This is a genomic window from Photobacterium sp. 270122K (assembly GCF_059941365.1).
In genome coordinates this window covers 186,371-208,604 of the sequence record NZ_JBPOEN010000002.1, presented here as the reverse complement: position 1 = coordinate 208,604, position 22,234 = coordinate 186,371, and the positions used below count along the sequence as shown (strand labels likewise).

The following is a 22,234-nucleotide window of genomic DNA, read 5'->3' as shown; positions in this document are numbered from 1 at the left end:
TGTTGCTATAACAAACAAAATCAATGGTATTGCTAATATTAACGATAGATATGACGGTAAAAAAGGCCAAAACCTATATGGCAAAAAGAGACAATAAAGCCCTTAAACAGCAGAAAATGACGGTGTCATTTTATCCCCTTGATGCGCAGCTAATCGGATCTCACTGCCGGGTTTCACCGCCTGTAAGCGTGACGCTAAACACTCCTGAGCTCGTGTTTCACCATGTACCAAATGAATAGCCGTTGGCCCCTCTTCAATATTGTTAACAAACTCACACAGTTCTGCTTGATCAGCATGTGCAGAATAACCTGATAGTTCATGGATTTGCGCCGCGACTTGTACCGATACCTGCTGAATCTCCACGCTCGTTTCACCAGATAATAAACGCTGCCCCAATGTGCCTGGCGCCTGATAACCGACCATTACCACATCCGTTCTTGCATCGGGCAATAAAGCTTTCAAGTAGTTCAAGATCCGCCCTCCCGTACACATGCCGCTTGCCGCCACGACAATGGCGGGTTCACCGGTTGACTGCAAGCGCCGAACCAAATCTTCATGCTCTTGGTGTGATTCCACCGTCACACATTGGGAAAAGGACAATGGGTGACGCCCCAGTGTGACTTTTTGCTTCGCTTCTTTGGCCCATAACCGCTGAAAATGGGTGTATTGTTGAGTAATTTGGGATGCCAGCGGAGAATCTAAAATCACCGGAATATTCTGCCATTTAAGGGTGTTCGCGCTTCCTTGTTCTCCTTCGGCCAAAATACTGCTTTCCGCCATCATCGATTCGATATCAAACAGCAACTCTTGAGTGCGCCCAACACTGAACGCAGGGATCAAAATCACTCCACCGTTTTGTAAGGAACGGCTGATGATCTGCATTAACTTCACGTTTCTGTCCGTATCACGGTCATGTAATCGATCACCATAGGTACTTTCTAGCACTAGGGTATCGACTTTTTGCGGCGAGCATGGGTCAACCAATAACGGGGTATTACTCGGCCCAAGATCACCAGAGAACACCACCATGTGGCCATCTGGCAGTTCCAATTCAATGTACGCCGACCCTAATATATGCCCGGCCTGACGAAAATACGTTTTGATTCGATCCCCTGAGGGCAACGTGATCGGGGCTAAGCAATCAAACGGCACCGGGCGCAATAACGAATTGACTAACGCGATAAATTGATGACGTTGAGCATGGTTCAAATTGAGCTGGATTTTTAATCCATCATCCAACATCAAGGGCAACAACGCTGCCGTCGCTTCAGTGGCATAGATCGGCCCCCGAAAACCGGCGGCCAATAGCCAAGGAATACGGCCAACATGATCAATATGGCAATGCGTCAATAATAATGCTTGGATGTGTTGAATCGAGAACTCAATATTCAATGGCTTATGTGCTTCTGCACCTTGAAAGAGGCCACAATCAACCAAAATGCCATATTCTTTCCAACGAAGTTCATGACACGACCCGGTCACACCTTCATAGGCACCATGATGAAAAATCTGCACGTAAGAATCCTCAGATAATGAATGAGGGCATGATGGCAAAATCCCCTTCCCGTCTAAAGAAGATTGCTGGTTTGCACGACCCACTTCACGAAAATAGTGACAATCGCCATACGCACAGACATGCAGATAGAACACATTTAACACATCAAACTTTTATGGTGAATGTCACCATTTTATCTATAGTTAAAGAGCTTAAAAAGCAGACAAAAACAGGCACTACCTGTCAATATCATCGACGATACACCACAAAAACGGATCGGTATTCCCTATAAAAGCGACTCAATTCAGCCGCTTTAATCGAACTAAAGCACACATTGCGACGGGAGAAGCATGAGCATCCATTTCTTTTTGCCACTCTTGTTCTCTTTTTGTTTTTTATTTCCGCTGTATTTTATCGCTATAAAAGTGCAATTGGTCGACCATCCGTCCTCTCGAAAACGTCATCAGGGCATCATCCCGCTGATTGGCGGCCTAGGGATCTTCTCAGCTATGGTTGTCGCCTATCTTGTTCTGAACGGCATGAACGACACAACCTTGTTAGCCTTGCCCAACGCCTACTTACTGGGAGCGGGATGCTTTGTCTGCATCGGCAGCTTAGATGATAAGTACACACTGAATGTAAAAGTCCGTCTTATCATGCAAATCTTAATCACCCTGTGGCTAATCGCAGGTGATCACTTACGGATCGTGACGCTGGGTCATTTAACCTCAGATATCCCCATCATACTGCCTGATACCGTGAGCCTCGCCATCACCATACTGGCCATATGCGGTGCGCTGAATGCGTTTAATATGATTGATGGTATTGACGGATTATTAGGCACCATAACGACAATCACATTGTGCGCCATCGGTGTGCTGTTTTTCATCCAGCAGCAACCTGACGGATACGCGTTTTGTTTACTCGTTATCGGGGCATTGTTGCCTTTTCTCATCGTCAATATTGGTTGGCCGACCGGACAACGCTGGAAAGTATTTATGGGGGACGCAGGCGCATTACTGATGGGGTTTACGATTGTGTGGTTACTGATTGCAGGGAGCCAAGGCAGCACGCTATCTGAACCTATTTTTCGCCCAGTGACGGCACTGTGGCTGATTGCGCTACCGCTGATGGATATGGCAGCCTTGATCCTTCGTCGCCTGCAGCAAAAACGTTCGCCTTTTCAAGCCGATCGCCAACATCTTCACCACCTTTGCCTGCGTCAAGGTTGGTCTCAACGAAAAACGGTGGGCGTATTAGGCAGCCTCTCAGCAGGTTGTGCTTTGATTGGCGTGTTCGGCGAACAGATGCAGCTCAGCGAACCACGGCTATTTGGTGGGTTTATCGGGCTATTTACGGTGTATTGGGGGGTGACGACCCGTATGAGCCGTACTCAACAACAATCGACAATGCATGAGAAAAACGTACCCAGCGCAACCATTGTGCCCTTCCCTAGTGGCTATCATTCCCTTTCTGAACAGAATCCAGCCAACAAACAAAGCAAAATAGTCGCGACAAAAAAATAGCAGTAGGAGCCCCTACTGCTATGTTCTATAAATAAGAGCGACGAGTGCTAAGAAAACGAAGACTTAAAGCTTTTTCGCCCACGCCTGTGCGGACTCATCGATAAGCTGGTAGGCAAAATCAAACGCTTCTCGGCTTTGGCGGTAAGGATCCGGAATGTCTTTTTGTCCAATCCACTGACCAAATAGCATGGTCTTGCCGCGCGCTTCCGGTGCAATCCCCGTCACGGCTTCGATGTGGCCTTTCTCCATCACCAAAATCAAATCATAGTCACGGCAAAGATCACTGGTTAGCTGTTGGGCAACGTGCCCTTCCAAGCTGATGCCGTGTTCTTGTGCCACCATGGCGGCCGTTTTATCTGCGGCTTTCCCAACCAACGCCCCCACCCCTGCTGATGCAATATGCTTCTGAGGTAAATGGTGCTTAAGCAAGTATTCACCTGATGGAGAGCGACAAATGTTCCCGACACAAACAACCAAAATTTTGTTAAACATACGCGGCAATACCTTCATCCACTGACGGAGTTATCATGGGTTTATCTCGCCATAATATCATTATGACTGTCGGACTGGATCCTCTTTTTATCAAAAGGCAACGGCCACATGCGCCACATGCTGCATAATAAATCAGAACAATAACGGTTTAAATATGTGACATTTTGACAAAAAACAATGGAAGATTTCTAATATTAAATTAAACTATATTATTATTGAATAAAGTAATAATGCAGTCAGTTAAACGACATCATAGTCAATTAAACGACAGCGCAGTCAATTAAACGACGCGGCAAAATAAATAATTAAAAATAAATGCGCCATAAATATGACGCACCAAGAGGGCAGCAACATGTTTAGAGCCTATGCTCATTTTTCCGTCAACCACCCTTATCTTCACGCATTTAATCTGTTGTTAGTTATAACAATTGTTATCACCAGTGGCTACCAACTGCTTGCGAATGAAGCACTCATCTTCTCATTGGGTTTTGTCATTGTGCTATTTCCTAGCATTATTTTTGCTAAATCTTCTGACTACCGACGTAAATATATCAGCCAGAACAATTAAACCCCAGATATACTATACGTTGAGCAATATAATCGGATAAAAATAAAGCGTCATTCGACGCTTTATTTACACTGTTTTATTAACATCGCCCATCTAAAGTGGCGATGACAATTAACCTGCCACGCACTGTTGTTGTAGTTGCATCCACATACCTTTCACTAATTGCTGATCACCTGGGGTCAGCTCAGATTGCGCAGCCGTCAGGCTTTCATCCACTTTTAAATTCATTGCTGCTATAGAGATACCTTCGACCGTCTCACAGTGTGCGGCCGACAAAGAGATATGCCCTCGCAAATACCCCCCGGCAAACAACTCATCATCAGAAGCGGTTTCAACCATCTCATCGATAAGGGAAAGTAACGTTTCTTCGTACTGTTGAATCATGCTGACCTGCTTATGTTCTGTGCTGTATTACAAATGAATATGGGATAAAATTACGGTGTTAAGCGCTTTCAAGCGGGATGAGTGGCTGAAACTGCACTGGCATAAGTGGCGCGATCTGATACGCCTCTCGCAGTGCTTCAGACAAAATCTGGCAACGTGCAGGCATCCCTTGTTCTAAATACACCATGACCTGCTCGTGTACGCGACGCGTAAAGCTCACCCGATCAGGCTCATGATTACCATTCAAATTATCACAACTGACTTGAAAGCGAAAACCACAACTCGCGGCGAGGATCCACTCCACCGCTTGCGGTTTGATTTCGACTTTCTCAAACGCCGCTTGTACCTGTTCACAGCGGCCATCCGGCTCATACCAGTACCCGTAATCTTCCAGCAAACGCCGGGCGGGGCCCGCAATGCACCAATGGGCGATTTCATGCAACGCAGAAGCGAAATACCCTCGCGCAAAAATCACTCGATGATGAGGGTGTGTACTATCGGCAGGGAGGTAAAGGGGTTCATCCCCACCCAACACCAGTTCGGTATTGTATTCAGTGAGAAAACAGCGATTAAAAATCGCAATCAGATCATCATTACTGTGTGGCATTATGAATTACTTTTCTTGATACGATCACCCGCTCCACGGCCAATCGCAGTTTGTAAAATATAGGCAAAATACGCTTTGAGGGTAAACGTGTCGATCATCTCGCGCTCAAGGTTAGCCAATATTGCCGGCGTTGACATATCCACACCGTTAATTTGGCCCAAGCCCGTGATACCAGGCAATTCACCCAGCACACCTTGTGCAGCGCGTTCTGTCAGCAAATCCGTTTGGTTAAACAAACACGGACGTGGCCCAACCAAACTCATCTCCCCTTTCAGCACATTGATGAGTTGAGGGAGTTCGTCTAGTTTGGTTTTACGTAGAAAGGCACCCAGTCGCGTCACCGCGTTAGCATCCACCAAATGCGTCGCCACGGATACCGTATCGACAGGCATGGTGCGAAATTTAACTAAAATAAACGGTTGTTGGTTTCGCCCCACGCGCTCTTGGCAAAAAATTGGATGACCGGTATCCAGTTTACCAATCACGTAAATGATCAGAAAAAGCGGTGCAAGGCAAAGCAACCCACAAAAGGCAAAGAAAAAATCTAAAAAGCGCGTCAAAGGTGTATGCATAAAGGTCACTTGCTGCTGTGATGAGATTGATTAATCATGCGCTGAAGCGCATCCGCGAGATTATAAGGCGGATGCCAATCAAGGCAAGTCTTCGTCGCGTCTATATCAAGCTGAAGATCACCACACAAACGCTCACCAATGCCCGGTTTACCCAGCCAACGGGTTAGTGCCATCAACCATGTTTGGGGGATGGGTAATAATCTTGGCGTTTTCCCCATCGCATAGGCCATTTGACGTAATAATTCTGATGTGGAGACATCGTCATCATCAGACACTAAGAAAGTCTGATTCGCCGCATTAGGGTGAGACACACAGGTGAGGATCAAATCTACAAGGTTATCGATATACACAAAGCTGCGCTTATTGTTGATTACCCCCAAGGGTAACGGCAATCCTTTACGGACACAGTGAAGTAAAGAGGCAAAGTTGGCTTTCACCCCAGGACCATACACCAATGGCGGACGAATGATCACCACATCCATCCCCGTCTCTTGTGCTAACGCTAATAGTCCTTTTTCCGCTTCATACTTACTCAAACCATAAGGATCGGTAGGCGCTTGTTCAACTCGCGCAGTAAAAGGGGTATCAGGCGTTGTCGCCTCACCATTGACTTTAATGCTACTAAGAAAAATAAAACGCTTCACGCCAGCTGCTGCAGCCTGCCGCGCAAAGTGCAAGGTGCCATCCGTATTCACATCACGATAAGCTGTTAACGGGTCATTATCCTTATCATTCATCACGTGCACACGGGCCGCACAATGGACAATGACATCCACTTGCTGCAGATGAGCTGACCAATCGGTCTGTGGCGTAATCTCTGCCGCCTGATAACCGTATGGGTTAGCCTTATCTCTGGCTAACGGAAGTACCGAGAGACCGGCCTGCTGACAAGCGATGACAGCATGATGCCCAATAAATCCCGTTGCGCCTGTAATTAAAATTTTGCTCAAAACACACTCAAATAATAAAAGTAATTGTCAATATAAGTTAGAAAAGCAGTATCAACCGCGAGGATATGATAACCTACGCTGTACACAAAATATAAACCAACAGCCTTTCAGCAGAACTTTTCATGATACGCATTCTTAAATCTTTGTTTTCTGCCAAACGTTACAATAAACGCATTATAACAATTAGCTACGACATTTTTGCTGTTGCTTTCTCGTTGTACGCCGCTCACGCCCTGCGTCTAGGCTCTTGGCACATAGCGATTGGCCCGGAAGAAGTCGCTAGTATGTTCTTGACTATCGTGGTCACGCTGCTCGTTTTTGCAAAACTGGGCATGTACCGCGCCATCTTGCGCTACCTAATGTTACCGGCTATCGGTCATATTTTTATCGCGGTGATCACCTCTGCGGTGGTGCTGGCTCTGTCCAGCTATTACTTCAAGTCTTTTGTGCCACGCAGCGTGCCTATGATTTATGTGGGTATTGCTATCTTGACGCTAGGCGCGCCCCGCGTACTGATCAAATCGGTTTACTACTACTATTACCGCCGTAAAAAGCCTAATGTGTTTATCTATGGCGCAGGTGCAACCGGCCGTGAGTTGGCTTATGCTTTGATCCACGGACAAGAGTATCATCCTGTCGTTATCTTAGATGATAACGAAAGCAAGGTTGGCCAGATAATTTTTGGCTTACGCGTCCATCACAGCAGTGAGTTCAGCAGACTACAGAGCTTATATAAACCCGTTAAGCTGTTGATTGCCATTAATAACATTAAGACAGGCAATCGACTTCGATTACTCAATAAAGTCTCTGAGTGGCCGATTACAGTCCAGTCTGTACCCTCCGTGGAAGACATCGCAGTCGGTCGTGCATCCATCACTGAAGTGCGCGATCTGGATATCGTCGATCTCCTCGGTCGTGCCCCCGTGGAACCCAACAAGCAGCTTCTGGCCAAAAACATTACAGGAAAAGCCATTTTAGTATCAGGGGCTGGCGGGTCTATCGGTTCAGAAATGTGCCGTCAAATCATCAAGCAAGCACCGAAGGTTTTGGTACTATTTGAGCTGAATGAATGTAACTTATACCAAATTGATCGTGAACTTCACACGATGATCAATCACCTCAAACTCGACTGCCAACTCGTATCAGCCTTAGGATCGGTACAGAATAAAAACCGCATCAAAAAATTGATGGAGCAGTACGACATTGAAACGGTCTATCACGCTGCCGCCTATAAACACGTGCCGATTGTTGAAGACAACGTGGTCGAAGGCATACGTAATAATGTGTTTGGTACCTTGATGATTGCAGAAGCGGCAATTGAAACTGGCGTCAAAGACTTTACCTTGATCTCCACCGACAAAGCCGTACGTCCGACCAACGTCATGGGTGCGAGCAAACGCATGGCGGAACTGATCTTGCAAGCTTTAGCCGAAAAGCAGGCTAACACCACCTTTACCATGGTTCGATTTGGTAATGTGCTCGGTTCATCCGGTTCTGTTGTGCCTTTGTTCCGAGAGCAAATCCGCAAAGGTGGGCCGCTAACGGTTACTCATCCCGAAATTACGCGCTTTTTCATGCTGATCCCGGAAGCTGCGCAGTTAGTGATACAAGCGGGTGCAATGGGAAACAACGGACAAGTGTTTGTACTTGATATGGGCGAGCCCGTGAAAATTTTAGACCTCGCTAAGCGAATGATCCAACTCATGGGTGTCACTGAAAAGAGCTGTGAATTTGTTGATGGAGATATCGAAATTACTTTCTCTGGACTGCGACCAGGCGAAAAGCTCTATGAAGAATTGCTGATTGGTGAAAATGTCGAAGGTACCTCACACCCTAAAATCATGACAGCGTTAGAAGACAAGCTCTCATGGGAAGAGATGGAAATCATTCTTGCTGAACTCGATGCCTGTTGCCATGAGTATGATTTTGAATGTATTAAGCGAATTTTGCTTGAAGCACCAACTGGGTATCAAAAGCAATAACTAAAATAATTTCCCACATATCATAACGTATTGATTAGGAACAAAATGAAAGTCTTACATGTATATAGAACTTGTTTTCCAGAAACGAAAGGCGGGCTTGAACAAGCGATACGATTTATATGCAAAGGGTGTCAACCCTATGGGGTTGAAAGTATAATTCTGACTCTAGGTGAAGAAAATAAAGAGTACGAGTTCGAAAATACAAAAATCGTCGTGGTGAAAAAAGATCTTGAGGTTTCTTCTAACGGTTTTTCATTTAAGCTATTCAATAAATTCAGAGAGCTCAGCAAAGATAGCGATATTATTCACTATCAATATCCTTGGCCAACAGGTGATTTGCTTAGTTTTGTCGCCCCCAAAAAACCATCTTTGGTAAGTTACCAATCCGACATTGTCAAGCAAAAGTGGCTAAAAAAACTATATTGGCCTGTGGAGCAGCGCTTTCTTTCGAAAGTAGATAGAATTATTGCAAGTTCACCACAATATGCAGATAGTAGCGAAAATCTAACAAAACACAAAGATAAAGTAGAGACAATTCCTTTAGCAATTGATGAAACAGCTTATCCAAAATTGAATAAAGATAAAGTTGAAAGTTGGAAGGAAAGTGTTGGTGAGGGTTTTTACTTATTTATAGGTGTATTACGATATTATAAAGGACTTGACTATCTACTAGAATCTGCGAAGTTAAACCAGTTACCTGTAGTTATTGCTGGTGATGGCCCTGAACGTGAAAAGTTAGAGTTATATATCCAAAAGAATAATTTAGACAATGTAAAAATGGTTGGCTTTATTGATGAAGATGACAAAGTAGCGCTTCATCACCTGTCTAAAGCATTCGTTTTCCCCTCCCATTTGCGCTCGGAAGCATTTGGCATATCACTACTTGAAGCACAAATGTATCAAAAGCCAATTATTAGCTGTGACATAGGGACAGGCTCATCCTTTGTCAATAAAAATAATGAGTCAGGACTTACGGTACCCGGTGCTGATGCTAAGGCTTTCTCTGAAGCGATGCTGAAGATAGATAAAGATCCCGAACTTGCAGAAAAATTGAGTATCGGTGCTAGAAATAGATTTAACACCTACTTTACATTAGATAACTACGGTAAATCATATTTCGAATTGTATACAGATTTAATAAAGAAAAACCGCCAATAGGCGGTTTTATTTATTTGCAATTGAAATAATATCATCTAAACAACATGACCATGTATATTTCTTAGACTGTTCAATTGCTCGATTAGCCAGAAATTTTCGATAGCGTAAATCAGATATAACCTTTTCAAGACCATCTGCAATGCTGAGGACAGATTCTGGATCAACTAAACAAGCTGCATCCCCCGCAACTTCAGCCGTAGCCCCCCTGTTGGAAGTAATAACAGCAGTCCCTGAAGCCATAGCTTCAATAACAGGAAGACCAAAGCCCTCATAAAGAGATGGATAGGCAAAGACAAACGAGCTGGCATACAAATGTCTTAACTCTTGATCTGATAAATAGCCTGTCAATATAACCTTTTTATCTTTTAACAGTTCAGAAATAGAAGACATCAACTCTGTATTCTTCCATCCTGAATCACCAACCAACACTAAAGGATACTGTGCCTTTATCTCATCTGGTAAGAGTTTATAAGCTTCTACCAAACGTGTTAAATTCTTCCTTGGTTCCAAAGTTGATACACTGAGAATGAATCTTTTCTGAGTTAGCTCGAATCTATCTAATGTAGGTTGTACATCTAACAGACTATATTTCTTGAATGTTTTATCTACCCCTAAATAAACGGTTGAGACTCTACTTTCATCAACATCAAAAGATGTAAGCATTTGCTCTCGAATGAAATTTGAATCAGTTATAAGGTGTTCTGACTTTATAACAGCTTCTGCAACCATCTTAGATAAAAATGAAACCCGCTCTTTAGGATGAAATTCAGGATAAGAGATATAAGAAAGGTCATGAATTGTCGTAATAGTCTTACCGGAGTAATCAAGAGGAACAAAGCTTGGCTCAAAATAAACAAATCCATCATTGGCAAGTTGTTTTAAGATACTTTTTGACTTCAAGTTAACCAAAAAATACTTTAATGAGTAAACGCCAGGTATACATCTGAGTAATTCAATGACATTTCTTTTTGATTTAAGTGTTGGCTCTTCGACATTAGCAAGACTCTTAATCAAAACATTAATATCACCATTTTTTAAAATTCTACCATTTTGTATACCGACAATCTCAACGTTACGTTTCAAACATTGCTCAACGATATTTTTTGTATAGTATCCAATGCCAGTAAGAGGCATTCTCAAGGTATTTAAATTAATTAATAACTTAATAGGCATTGTACATATCAAATAGTGTTTTATCTAAAGATACTTCTGGTTTTTGACCGGCCATTTTTAGCAACTTTGTATTATCGCCACCTAGAACCTTGATTTCATTAGGTCGAACAAAGTCTGGGTTAACTTTTACCTCAATTTCATAACCGGCAATACGTTGCATTTTTAAAATAATATCAGAAAGTGAATATACATCTCCAGAGCAGAGATTAAATGTTTCATTCATAATATCAGATTCGATAAGATCAACGTAGCTTTTTGCAATATCACGCACATCACTAAAATCACGACTTACATCAGTATTGCCTAATTCGATTGTCTTCTTTCCTTCCTTAAAGTGTTTAACTATCTTAGGAATAAGAAAATGATCCGCTTGACCAACACCGGTATAATTAAATGGTCGTGTAATAATTAGTGGCAATTTAGTAAACCAAAGTTTGGCCATATGCTCCATTGCCAATTTACTCATGGCATAATGGTTTACTGGAGATGGTAATTGTTCTTCACTGATTTTTTCTACACCAACCGGGTTTCCATAAATATTTGCACTACTTGCAACCACAACTTTTTTGACTTTAATATTTAATTCATGTAGCGCTTCAAGAATGTTTGTAGAACCAAAAACATTCACGTCATAAAATGCTTTTTGGTCTGAATGACCAACAAAAGATAAAGCAGCCAAATGGATTATAGCATCAGGCTTAACAGAGTTTAAGCAATCAGTAACTGCCTGCTTATTTGTTAAATCACAACTTACTTGACTCTCAGATGGGTTTGAATAAACGAGACCAATAGCTTGATGACCACGTCTCTCCAATTCTTTAGCCACATACTTACCGGTGAACCCGTCAATACCCGTAACTAATACTTTCATCATATTCCTACCTAGAAAAAAGGCACCTCTAATGAGATGCCATTTAAATGAGTATCTAAAAATTAAAATGAGAAACCTTGTTCGTTACGACGAAGATCAGCTTCAACCATCATCTGACAAAGTTCTTCAAGCGTTGTTTTTGGCTCCCAACCCAACTCTTTTTGGGCTTTTTCAGGGTTACCAATTAGCAATTCTACTTCAGCAGGACGATAGAATTTCGGATTAACCTTAACAACGACTTTACCTGACGCTTGATCAGTGGCAGTTTCGTTTTCTTCACTTCCATTCCACTCAAGCTCAATACCAGCAGCTTTGAATGCCATTGTGACGAAATCGCGTACAGTCTCAGTGCGATTAGTCGCAAGAACGTACGTATCTGGCTTGTCCGCCTGAAGCATACGCCACATCCCTTCAACGTAATCTTTTGCAAAGCCCCAATCACGTTTTGCATCCATGTTACCAAGCTCTAGACAATCTAATTTACCTAGCTTAATTTTTGCAACCGAATCGGTGATTTTACGTGTTACAAATTCTTGTCCACGAAGTGGCGATTCGTGGTTAAACAAAATACCGCTGGTCGCAAAGATATCATAAGACTCGCGGTAATTAATCACCATCCAGTGGGCATATAACTTTGCAACGCCGTATGGACTACGAGGGTAGAAAGGCGTTGACTCACGCTGAGGGATTTCTTGTACCTTACCGAACATCTCTGATGTTGAAGCTTGGTAGAAACGAATCTTAGGGTTAACGATGCGAATAGCTTCCAGCAAGTTTACAGGACCAATACCTGTGATTTCCGCAGTTGTTAGAGGTTGATCAAATGAAACGCCTACAAAACTCTGAGCTGCAAGGTTGTAAACTTCAGTCGCACCTGTTTCTTGCAGCAAACGAATGCTTGAAGAAAGATCAGTCAGATCGTACTCAACAAGTTCAAGGTTTGGGTGATTTTGGATACCCAATTCTTCGATACGCCAAAAGTTTACAGAACTTGTACGGCGGTAAGTACCGTAAACTTTATAGCCTTTTTCAAGAAGAAGTTCAGCAAGATATGCAGCATCTTGACCTGTAATGCCAGTAATTAATGCAGTTTTCATCAGTACCCTACAATATTTTTATATAATATTTCTGAATTCATCGCCATGTTTTTAGACGATAATTCTTTGACTCTTTCTAAGCTTCCGACTGATAATGAAGCTAGTAGTTCTCTATCAGCGAACAGTAATCGCATTTTACCACAAAGAGAATCTGCATTTCCATCATCAAACAGTAATCCAGATTTCTTATCAATGACTACTTCAGGGATGGCCCCTGCATCAGATGCAATAACTGTCTTGCCATGTACAAAAGCTTCCAGTGGGACCAAGCCAAATGACTCATAGCGAGAAGGGAAGACAACCAAATCAGTAAAACTATATAATTTATCTCTTTCAAATGATGTTACTTCACCTAATAGCACTATATTAGGTAGGATAAATCCATAATCATGATTATTTATATACTCTTCAACACCAAAGTGATCCTTACCTGCGATAACGAATGTTATATTATCATTAGGGTTAGATTCTAGATATTTCACTATTGAATCAATAAATACATCGATACCTTTACGCTTTTCCAGTCGACCTAAGAATAGAACTTTAAAGCTTTCAGTCCGTTTTTCTAAAACAGGCCAATTGCTTATATCGTTGTATCCTTGTGAAACCTCATAACTCGGCCAATATGCAATCCCTGCAGGAACTTTTTCGATATTGCTCAGCCCATCAATATTATATTTATCAATAAATGTATTGTATATTGATTCACTAATCGGTATAACCAAGTCAGAGTTCATAATTAAATCTTTTTCAAAAGACATAATCTGAATAACTTCCTGCTTATCAATATCCCATTGATTAGCTTCAGAAGCAACTGCAAATGGTGTTACAAGACGAGACACAACTTTAATATCATTCTTTTGTTTTAATTTAGATATCGCATACGCTTCAAAGTCCCAAATACATGAATCAACAACATCGACTTTAGAGTAAAAATCAATCTCGCTTATCTTATTAGCAACAATCATTGACCAGTTTAAATTCTTATCAATAATCGCGGATCCACTTTCAAACTCGTAAGATTTAACTTCTGGAATCAAATACACTGTTAAATTTCCTTTAACAATTGCATCTGCTCTTTCTTGTGACTTAGCAATTACTGACACCTTATGGCCCATTATAAGCAACTCACTCACGAGATTGTAATATAATGTACCTACCCCACCAGAAGCCGTAAAAGGAGGAAATTCAGAACTAACGACTACAACATGTAATTTTTTGAAATCCACCATTTTACAGTGGTATTTCTTGAAATCAGTAATAACATCTGCATTTAATATATATTTTGGTTCTTGTTCAAAATGTTGAATACCATCATCAAAACCATTCCAAACACTGGCAATGAGTTCATTAGCCTCTATATCACTAAGTACTGATTCGTTTTTCCCTTGCAATATATAATTTTCACGTAAAATTTTGACTTTTTCTTTTACGTCTTGAATGATCTGACTTTTGCTATGTTTATTATAGCGGAGAGCAAAATATATAGTGTTCTTTACAATAGAGTAATAATTATATTTATACTTATTTATACGATTTTCACTTTGAGCAAACTCATGCCGTAGATATAGATCTGATTTATGCGAAATTTTATATTTATTCGAAATCAATCTAAAGCAAACATCTGTTTCATCCAAAAAGTAATCATATTCTTCATCAAACCCACCTACAGCTCGCAAGTAATCAGCCCGGAAAGAAGAGTTAGTCCCAAGTAACGAACGATTATAATCGAGGCTTTTAATAATAGTGTCATCAGGATTGATAATGCCATCACCATAATAATCAACGGCAATATCAATTGCTTGAAAATCTAGTGTGCCAGAGTAATATGTTGGCCCACCTAATCCTGCAGTTAAATTATGTCTAGTATTATAACCTTCCAGTAAATTACCAACCCAATCATAAAAAGGTAGTGCATCATCATCAATAAAAGCGATAATATCGCCTGATGACAGATTGATACCAATATTTCTTGAAATCGATAAATTTCTTTCTGGATTATTGGCCGATTTAATCTTATGGGCCCATCGCTCTATCACATCAGATGTATTGTCTGTTGATGGACCATTGACAACGATTACTTCAAAATTAGTATTATATTGGCTATCTAAGTAATCTAACGCTCTATCTAAGTAATTTGCTCGATTATAAGTACAAATTACAATACTGACTGTTTTAAAACGGTCTTTGCTACCTATAACATTATTTAAAAACGAAAATGCATATTTATCCCACTCTTCAAGTGAAAATCTTTTCATATTTTCATTCTGAAATACTAATAAATCTTCTCTAAAATTATTATCGTTAATTATCTTATTAAGCAGAATGATAAAATCATTTTCTTCTACAAACAAGCCAGGGGTTTGTCCAAGAGTTTCAGGAACTGCGGCTTCATTATATGCTATTACCGGCACTTGATAATTTGAAGCTTCCAATAAAGGCACACAAAAACCTTCATGCTCACTTCTAGAAACTAAGGCTACGGCACTATAAAGTAATTCATCTAGTTTATCCTGACCAATTTTTCCAGTTAAGATAACTCGACTCTCTAATTTTAATTCTGTGATTCTACTTTTTAACTGTTTATAATAATTAGAGGTTATATCATAACCACCAACAAAATATAGTTTGCCTGAAAAATCAGATGCGTTAAAAAGTTCAACAAGCTCAATCTGACATTTATTCTGACAAATTCTACCAATAGAAATCAAATGATCTTCATTTTTTTTCTCAACATCGGTTACTTTGCAAGCATCATCTATAATTATAGGTAGCTTATACGTTTTAGATTCATCAAACCCAAGTTTAATTATTTCATCTAGATTATATTGACTATCACCAGTCACATAATCAAAATGACTAATTATATCTTTTAGTTGGTTCCGCCCTTCATAACAAAGATCATAAAGATCACTACCCTCTTCAAAAAAATAGTGTGGCGTGATATTATGATAATGTAAAACTTTAATTGCCTTAGAATTTAATACTATATCCGAACAAAACTCAGAATATCCACTATAGTGGTAAATTATTATATCTTCTTCTGAAGCATTTAAGTGATCTATCGATATATAATTTTTAACGCTATGATCAGGGTGTAAGTGTTTAGAACAGATGTATGAGTCTAAAGCAAAAACGTTTTTTAATCGTTTCTCGATATTAAATACATGTTCAGAGCAAGCATCATAAATATCCAATGCTTCAATAACCTGATATACCTTACCTTCAAAATGGCTGAACATTATTTACACCTCTGAAGCTTTAAATAAATTTTTCTTGATAGATCTACAATTATTTTGTTATTTTTAAACAATGCTAAAAAAACTTGCTTGGGTAAAGCCGTCACTTCTATCTTTCTTGCTGGATGAAGTTGACACACCAAAATAAATAGTAATGGCTTATTATAAAATTTTTCTAATAAACTTTCTGCGCTGACATTGGAGTGCGTTTTGAAGAAAATGTATTTGCCCACATCAAAAGATTCATGCCTAAGTATATTAATCAGATCTCTTACATCAAAGCGATATGAATCTTTTATCTGGCGAGAGTAGTCACTAAACATATTGCTATACTTCGCATCTTCTTTTATAGATTCCAAATACTTTTTATTGAACTCGTATATTTTATTTTTTACTTCATGCAGTAATTCATCATTATTTTTCACAGTGAACCTCTAACTCTCTACACAAGCCATTTATACGATTTTCCTGAACAATATTTATATTTCGAAAACCACAGTTTTCTAGAAGCTCACAAATTGATTCGGCAGAAAACATCGTATAGTGAAAATCACCCGTGTAGTCTTGTGCCCCAAAAGTCACTAATTTAAAGTCATCAAAAGTCATTTCACCATTATGATAGGCATACGACATCGAATGCGCATCTGGGACAATAATCTTTAAAACTCCATTTTCTTTCAAAAGATGATGCCAATGTGGAATAATTTCGCACTTTAATTGTAACTCTGTAAAATGTTCAACTAAATGTGCACAATATATTTCATCTATTGTTGAATTATCAAACGGTAGTTTTGTGACATCAGCGACCAAATCAACGCCAGCAAGATCCCGAGCATCAACATTAGTATATTCACTTAACGATATATGACCACAACCTAAATTTAGCTTAATTACATTATTGTTAAATTTTTCTTTGTTGATGTATTTTACTTCAATCTTATCAGCTTTCTCATCTGTAAAGTTCCCACTGTTCTTTCTTATTTCAAATAAAACCTCATCGCGAATAATCTCCATTCTATTTCTAATTTCTTGAGATTTTTGTAAATTATCATCTTGAAGACTACCAATACGATGATTTTTATCACTGATTTCATCTAATTTAGTATTTATTTCTTTAAAAACACAACCTAGAGTATTTTTAATCTCTGATATATCACTCATTGCATTTCTGATGATATTTTTTATTTTAATAATCATTTTTTTCACATCTCGTTTCTAAATAGTTTGTGCCAACAAAAATAATATTATCAGGATTCACTACGCAAAATGATGCCAGACCATCTAACCAATGATAACACTCTTCATAATGATCTTTGTCTTTATGTAAAGCAGCAGAAACCGTATATTCACCAACACCAATATTTGCGTCAAATAGAAAGCTAACCTCTGTTTTATCACCTTCATCAAGGTTAATTGAACCTGATAGTGTATTTGTGCCAAAAATAACATTGCCTAGCCGATCACGTATATGAAATCCTAAAGTCAAATTTTCAAACTTTGTTGTTTTTTCAATTAAAAAATTGAATTTAACTCTCTCACCAACCTTGACTGTGTCAACTACAACACCAACGCGGTTTACTATTTCTAGATTTTTTATAACAGCTTTTCTATTCCCAGATTCAGTTACGCCATCATCTTGTATAATTTCACTTCCTTCAGACGTCTTCGATTGTTTAGCTGTATATATGTTCATAACATCTGTTGGAACTCCATCAGCAACTATTTCACCTTTTTCCAATAAGATAGCACGATCACAAACGTTTGCAATTGCAGCTTGATCATGGGAGACCAGTAATAACGTCGTTCCTTGTTCCTTGAAATATTTAATCCTTGAGAAGGATTTTGCTTGAAAATATGCATCCCCAACAGACAGTGCCTCATCAATGATCAGTACATCAGGTCGCACGGCGGTTGCCACACTGAATGCTAACCTCACCTGCATACCACTTGAATACACACGAACAGGCTTATCAATATAGTCACCAATCTCTGCAAAGTCTTCTATTTCCTGCATTAATGCACTAATTTCATCGACTCTAAGGCCCAACAACTGCCCAGACATATATACATTCTGCCTGCCCGTAAAGTCAGGATGGAAACCCATCCCAAGTTCAAGTAATGCTGCAACCTTTCCGTTAATATATACAGAACCATGACTTGGAGCAATTGTACCTGTAATTAATTTAAGAAGAGTACTTTTACCAGCTCCATTGATTCCGATAATTCCAACAGCTTCTCCTGGCGATATTTCAAAAGAGATGCCTTTCAACACTTTGATTACATCATGTCTTTTCTTTCGTATAGGTGAAAACCATTCAGCTAATCTTGAATATTTTGTAAAATAAGATTTATACAGCTTACTAACATTTTTTACTTTAATTGTTCCCATATTATAGCTCATCCACAATATCAGCTTGATTCGCTTTATATAAACGAACACCAAAATAGATTAAAACAATAGAACCGATAAAAACGGGTAAGATTGAATACCAATTAGGTGATACTCCATAGACAAATATATTATGGTATGCTGCTATAATTCTTGTCATCGGGTTAAGCCCTAATAGATCCTGTGCCCATACTGGCAAAGAATTCATAACATAAACAATCGGTGTAAACCAGAACCAGAACTGAAGACTAATCGTCACAAATTGACCAACATCTCTAAAGAACACGTTCATAACACCAAAAATCATTCCAAGCCCCGTAGCAAACATAACTTGAACGATCAATACAGGCACCATACTAAAAAATATCAGGCCTGGAAAATTGTCACTGACAATAAGAAAAATCACAAAAAGTAAAAAAATTATTCCAAAATTAATCAATGCTGTTGTAACTGAGATTATAGGTAAGCATATTTTTGGAAAGTTTATTTTCTTTAATATATTAGCATTATTCAAAAAAACATTTTGTAGACTATTCAATATTTCCGAAAATAATCCCCACGTTAATACACCTGCACACAAATATATACTATATGAAAAACTACCTATTGAATCGGGTAGCCTTACTTTCATAACCTCAGAAAAAACTAATGTATAAACTAGAATCATAGACAACGGTTGAAGTATCAACCATGCCACACCTAGCATGCTTGTTTGGTATCTACTTTGAAAGTCTCGTTTGATACTCCCATACATAAAGCCTTTAAATCTAATGATCGCTTGAATCAGCTCTTTCATTGTTATCTTCTTAGTAAACTCAAAATTTCTTGCGTTTTTTCATACATTAGCGATACGTCTTGTTTTGACTCAACATTCAGTCTCACAACAGGTTCAGTATTTGAAGTTCTCAAATTAAAACGCCAATCAGAAAACTCAAGGCTAATACCATCGGTATAATCAATGTTAACCGCTTCATCTTTATACCTCGCAAAAACCGCATCAATAGACTGTTTTGGATCCTTCAACTTGCTGTTTATTTCACCTGATGACGGATACGCAGCAATACGAGACTCAACCATTTCTGACAAACGAAACCCTGAACGCGACATAAGTTCAGTCACAAGCAACCAAGGGATCATACCGCTGTCACAATATGCGAAATCACGGAAGTAATGGTGCGCACTCATTTCACCACCATAAACCGCATCTTCCTTACGCATACGCTCCTTTATGAAGGCATGGCCTGTTTTAGACATGATTGGTGTGCCGCCAGCTTGGTTAACCAAGTCAATGGTATTCCAAGAAAGGCGAGGGTCATGAATAATTTTTGCCCCTTTATCTTTGGCTAGGAAAGCTTCAGCAAGCAGGCCAACAATATAGTATCCCTCAATGAAATTGCCATTTTCATCGAACAAGAAACAGCGGTCAAAGTCACCATCAAAAGCAATCCCCATATCAGCGTTATGCTCGCGCACTGCATTTGCAGTATCCTCGCGACACTCAGGCAACAAAGGGTTCGGAATACCGTGCGGGAAGTTACCGTCTGGATTATTGTGCACTTTGATCAATTCAAGAGGAATATTCATCTCGCTGAATTTAGCTTCCAGTGCGTCGATCACGTGACCTGCAGCTCCATTACCTGAATTCACAACCAATTTCATCGGTTTAAAATTCTCAGGCTCAATATAGCCCAATAAATGTTCAATATATGATTCTAAAATTGAAATCTGCTCGTAAGTGCCACGATTTTCAGCTTTAGGCCCAAACTTGTTTCGTTCAGCCGCTGCTTTAATATCATGAAGGCCGGTATCACCGCTAATTGGCCTAGCTCCCTCACGAACAAGTTTCATACCATTGTAATCCATTGGATTATGGCTGGCTGTTACTTCAATACCACCATCAACACCAAGGTGGAATGTTGCAAAGTACACTTCCTCAGTACCAGTTAAACCAATATCCTTTACATTTACACCAGCATCACGCAAACCATCCGACAGTGACAGCTTAAGCGATTCGCTTGTTAAACGAACATCAGCGCCCAAAACAACCGTTTTTTCAGACGATGAACCATCTAGGTACTCACCATAGGCACGTCCGATTCGGTAAGCAATTTCTTCGTTTAGTTCCTCGCCAAGTTTTCCACGAATATCATAGGCTTTAAAGCATGTTAAATTTTTCATCATTTATCTCAATTAAATCGAACAATATCATCTTCTTTAAGGTATGAACCAGACTGCACCTCAATCAATTCTAATGGCATTTTCCCTGGGTTTTCTATTTTATGTGAAACGCCCACTGGAATATAAATTGATTGATTTTCAGTAATAAGCATGGTTTCTTCCCCCTTGGTCACTTTCGCCGTGCCGGATACTACAATCCAGTGCTCGGCACGGTGATAATGAAGTTGTGTTGTTTGCTCTTCACCAGGCTTGACCGTGATTCGATTTACTTTGTATCTTTCACCGTGATCGATAGCATCAGACTTGCCCCAAGGTCTGTATACTTCTCTGTGCTCTCTATACTCGGCCCTGTTTTCTAATTTCAGATGCTCAACAATCTTTTTTACTTCCTGAACTTTTGATTTATCAGCAACCAAAACTGCATCTTTTGTTTCAACAACAACAATATCCTGCAAGCCAACAGCTGCTACCAGTTTATTTGGCGCATGGATAAAACAGCCACGAGTATCTTCAAGAATTGTATCGCCATGGTATACGTTTTGATTTTCGTCTTTTTCTGAAACTTCCCATAGTGCTGACCAGGAGCCGACATCACTCCAACCAGCATCCATTGGTACAACAACAGCTTTATCTGTTTTTTCCATCACAGCATAGTCAACGGAATCATCAGGACACTTCAAGAATTCAGCCTTATCGATACGAATAAAATCTGAGTCCGTCGTAGTGCTTTGGGATGCTTTTTCACATGCTTCATAAATCGTGGGAGACAATGACTTAAGCTCATTTAGGAACACGCTTGCTTTAAACATAAAGCAACCGCTGTTCCAGTAGTATTCACTAGTCGCTAAATACTCTTCGGCCGTTTCTAGGTTTGGTTTTTCAACAAAACTATTTACCTTATAACCACTTTCACCGACTTCATTTCCACGGTGAATATAACCATAACCAGTTTCTGGTGCTGTTGGTACAATGCCGAATGTAACTAAATCCCCTCTTTCAGCAAATGCCAAAGCTTTAGTAACAGAGTCTTGGAACGCTGGTTTGTTCAACACCACATGGTCTGCAGCAAGAACAAGGAGAATAGGGTCTTCACCATGCTCAATCGCCTGAAAAGCAGCGAGGGCAATAGCTGGAGCTGTGTTTCGCCCTACAGGCTCTAGAATAATACGAGACTTTTCACCATAACTTCTGACCTGCTCAGCAACAATGAAGCGATGTTCTTCATTCGATATCAGAATTGATTCAAATGCATTCATCCCTTCGATTCTATCTAACGTTGCTTGCAGCATTGTATGCGTATTTTTATTATCTAGAGCAAGAAACTGTTTTGGAAACATTGAGCGAGACAACGGCCATAGTCTTGAGCCTGAGCCTCCAGCCATAATTACAGGGATAAACATTTATTTTCCTTAAAAAAGTTACGCTACCGCCCTTGGATATCGCCACCAAAGAGCGGGTTAGTCAATTTAAATCACAATCAACAATCACTCAAAAAACACTTAAGACATTAATTTAAAGAAACAAAAAAATGATTTCAGCGGTTAACACGAGCG

19 protein-coding genes are annotated in these 22,234 nt (G+C 39.9%); 3 read left to right on the top strand and 16 right to left on the bottom strand.

The window, feature by feature from the left end; translation table 11 throughout:
• Positions 1-102: 102 nt before the first annotated feature.
• Positions 103-1,515 carry an MBL fold metallo-hydrolase RNA specificity domain-containing protein gene (locus ACSF8W_RS04190; protein WP_500845320.1) on the bottom strand — a complete coding sequence of 471 codons (1,413 nt, stop codon included), beginning with the start codon at positions 1,513-1,515 and terminating at the stop codon, positions 103-105.
• A gap of 330 nt (positions 1,516-1,845) precedes the next feature.
• Here ACSF8W_RS04190 and wecA point away from each other — a divergent pair, with 330 nt between their 5' ends.
• The gene (gene wecA, locus ACSF8W_RS04185) at positions 1,846-3,021 is read left to right on the top strand and encodes a UDP-N-acetylglucosamine--undecaprenyl-phosphate N-acetylglucosaminephosphotransferase (protein WP_500845318.1); all 1,176 of its coding nucleotides are present in this window, start codon (positions 1,846-1,848) and stop codon (positions 3,019-3,021) included.
• Between the two features lie 63 nt (positions 3,022-3,084).
• Here wecA and ACSF8W_RS04180 read toward each other — a convergent pair whose 3' ends face one another.
• The 5 genes from ACSF8W_RS04180 to ACSF8W_RS04160 form a co-directional block, all read right to left on the bottom strand.
• Complete coding sequence (locus ACSF8W_RS04180; protein ID WP_428480082.1) at positions 3,085-3,513, bottom strand: arsenate reductase/protein-tyrosine-phosphatase family protein; 429 nt, start codon at positions 3,511-3,513, stop codon at positions 3,085-3,087.
• A 679-nt stretch (positions 3,514-4,192) separates the two neighbouring features.
• A complete protein-coding gene (locus ACSF8W_RS04175; RefSeq protein WP_500845315.1) occupies positions 4,193-4,465 on the bottom strand; it encodes a YfcL family protein in 273 nt (90 codons plus the stop codon).
• 58 nt (positions 4,466-4,523) lie between these two features.
• Complete coding sequence (locus tag ACSF8W_RS04170) at positions 4,524-5,072, bottom strand: elongation factor P hydroxylase (RefSeq protein ID WP_500845313.1); 549 nt, start codon at positions 5,070-5,072, stop codon at positions 4,524-4,526.
• Positions 5,072-5,644, bottom strand: a complete 573-nt coding sequence (locus tag ACSF8W_RS04165) for a sugar transferase (RefSeq protein ID WP_500845311.1) — start codon at positions 5,642-5,644, stop codon at positions 5,072-5,074. The genes ACSF8W_RS04170 and ACSF8W_RS04165 overlap by 1 nt, the downstream gene beginning before the upstream one ends.
• Positions 5,645-5,649: 5 nt before the next feature.
• Positions 5,650-6,594 (bottom strand): UDP-glucose 4-epimerase family protein, encoded by a 945-nt coding sequence (locus tag ACSF8W_RS04160; RefSeq protein WP_500845309.1) that lies wholly within the window; start codon positions 6,592-6,594, stop codon positions 5,650-5,652.
• A 122-nt stretch (positions 6,595-6,716) separates the two neighbouring features.
• On the opposite strand from ACSF8W_RS04160, the gene ACSF8W_RS04155 reads away from it, so the two are divergent.
• Positions 6,717-8,576, top strand: a complete 1,860-nt coding sequence (locus tag ACSF8W_RS04155; RefSeq protein WP_500845307.1) for a polysaccharide biosynthesis protein — start codon at positions 6,717-6,719, stop codon at positions 8,574-8,576.
• Positions 8,577-8,621: 45 nt separating this feature from the next.
• Positions 8,622-9,734, top strand: a complete 1,113-nt coding sequence (locus tag ACSF8W_RS04150) for a glycosyltransferase (protein ID WP_500845305.1) — start codon at positions 8,622-8,624, stop codon at positions 9,732-9,734.
• Positions 9,735-9,740: 6 nt separating this feature from the next.
• On the opposite strand, the gene ACSF8W_RS04145 is transcribed toward ACSF8W_RS04150, so the two are convergent.
• Genes ACSF8W_RS04145 through ACSF8W_RS04100 form a run of 10 tightly spaced genes read right to left on the bottom strand, consistent with a single transcriptional unit; the run spans position 9,741 to position 22,081 of the window.
• Positions 9,741-10,907 (bottom strand): glycosyltransferase family 4 protein, encoded by a 1,167-nt coding sequence (locus tag ACSF8W_RS04145; protein ID WP_500845303.1) that lies wholly within the window; start codon positions 10,905-10,907, stop codon positions 9,741-9,743.
• Positions 10,897-11,781, bottom strand: coding sequence for a GDP-mannose 4,6-dehydratase (locus tag ACSF8W_RS04140; protein ID WP_500845301.1), 885 nt, complete (start codon positions 11,779-11,781; stop codon positions 10,897-10,899). The genes ACSF8W_RS04145 and ACSF8W_RS04140 overlap by 11 nt, the downstream gene beginning before the upstream one ends.
• A gap of 59 nt (positions 11,782-11,840) precedes the next feature.
• Entirely contained in the window at positions 11,841-12,875 is a 1,035-nt protein-coding gene (gene gmd / locus ACSF8W_RS04135; protein ID WP_500845299.1) for a GDP-mannose 4,6-dehydratase, read from the bottom strand.
• Positions 12,875-16,117: a glycosyltransferase gene (locus ACSF8W_RS04130; protein ID WP_500845297.1), complete on the bottom strand. Its 3,243-nt coding sequence runs from the start codon at positions 16,115-16,117 to the stop codon at positions 12,875-12,877. Before ACSF8W_RS04130 ends, gmd begins: the two co-directional genes overlap by 1 nt.
• Positions 16,117-16,539 (bottom strand): hypothetical protein, encoded by a 423-nt coding sequence (locus ACSF8W_RS04125; protein WP_500845295.1) that lies wholly within the window; start codon positions 16,537-16,539, stop codon positions 16,117-16,119. Before ACSF8W_RS04125 ends, ACSF8W_RS04130 begins: the two co-directional genes overlap by 1 nt.
• A complete protein-coding gene (locus tag ACSF8W_RS04120; protein WP_500845909.1) occupies positions 16,529-17,311 on the bottom strand; it encodes a class I SAM-dependent methyltransferase in 783 nt (260 codons plus the stop codon). Before ACSF8W_RS04120 ends, ACSF8W_RS04125 begins: the two co-directional genes overlap by 11 nt.
• The gene (locus tag ACSF8W_RS04115; RefSeq protein WP_500845294.1) at positions 17,301-18,503 is read right to left on the bottom strand and encodes an ABC transporter ATP-binding protein; all 1,203 of its coding nucleotides are present in this window, start codon (positions 18,501-18,503) and stop codon (positions 17,301-17,303) included. Before ACSF8W_RS04115 ends, ACSF8W_RS04120 begins: the two co-directional genes overlap by 11 nt.
• A gap of 1 nt (position 18,504) precedes the next feature.
• Positions 18,505-19,299: an ABC transporter permease gene (locus ACSF8W_RS04110; RefSeq protein WP_500845292.1), complete on the bottom strand. Its 795-nt coding sequence runs from the start codon at positions 19,297-19,299 to the stop codon at positions 18,505-18,507.
• Positions 19,300-19,301: 2 nt separating this feature from the next.
• Complete coding sequence (gene cpsG / locus ACSF8W_RS04105; RefSeq protein ID WP_500845907.1) at positions 19,302-20,681, bottom strand: phosphomannomutase CpsG; 1,380 nt, start codon at positions 20,679-20,681, stop codon at positions 19,302-19,304.
• An 8-nt stretch (positions 20,682-20,689) separates the two neighbouring features.
• Positions 20,690-22,081 (bottom strand): mannose-1-phosphate guanylyltransferase/mannose-6-phosphate isomerase, encoded by a 1,392-nt coding sequence (locus ACSF8W_RS04100; RefSeq protein ID WP_500845290.1) that lies wholly within the window; start codon positions 22,079-22,081, stop codon positions 20,690-20,692.
• Between the last annotated feature and the right edge of the window lie 153 nt (positions 22,082-22,234).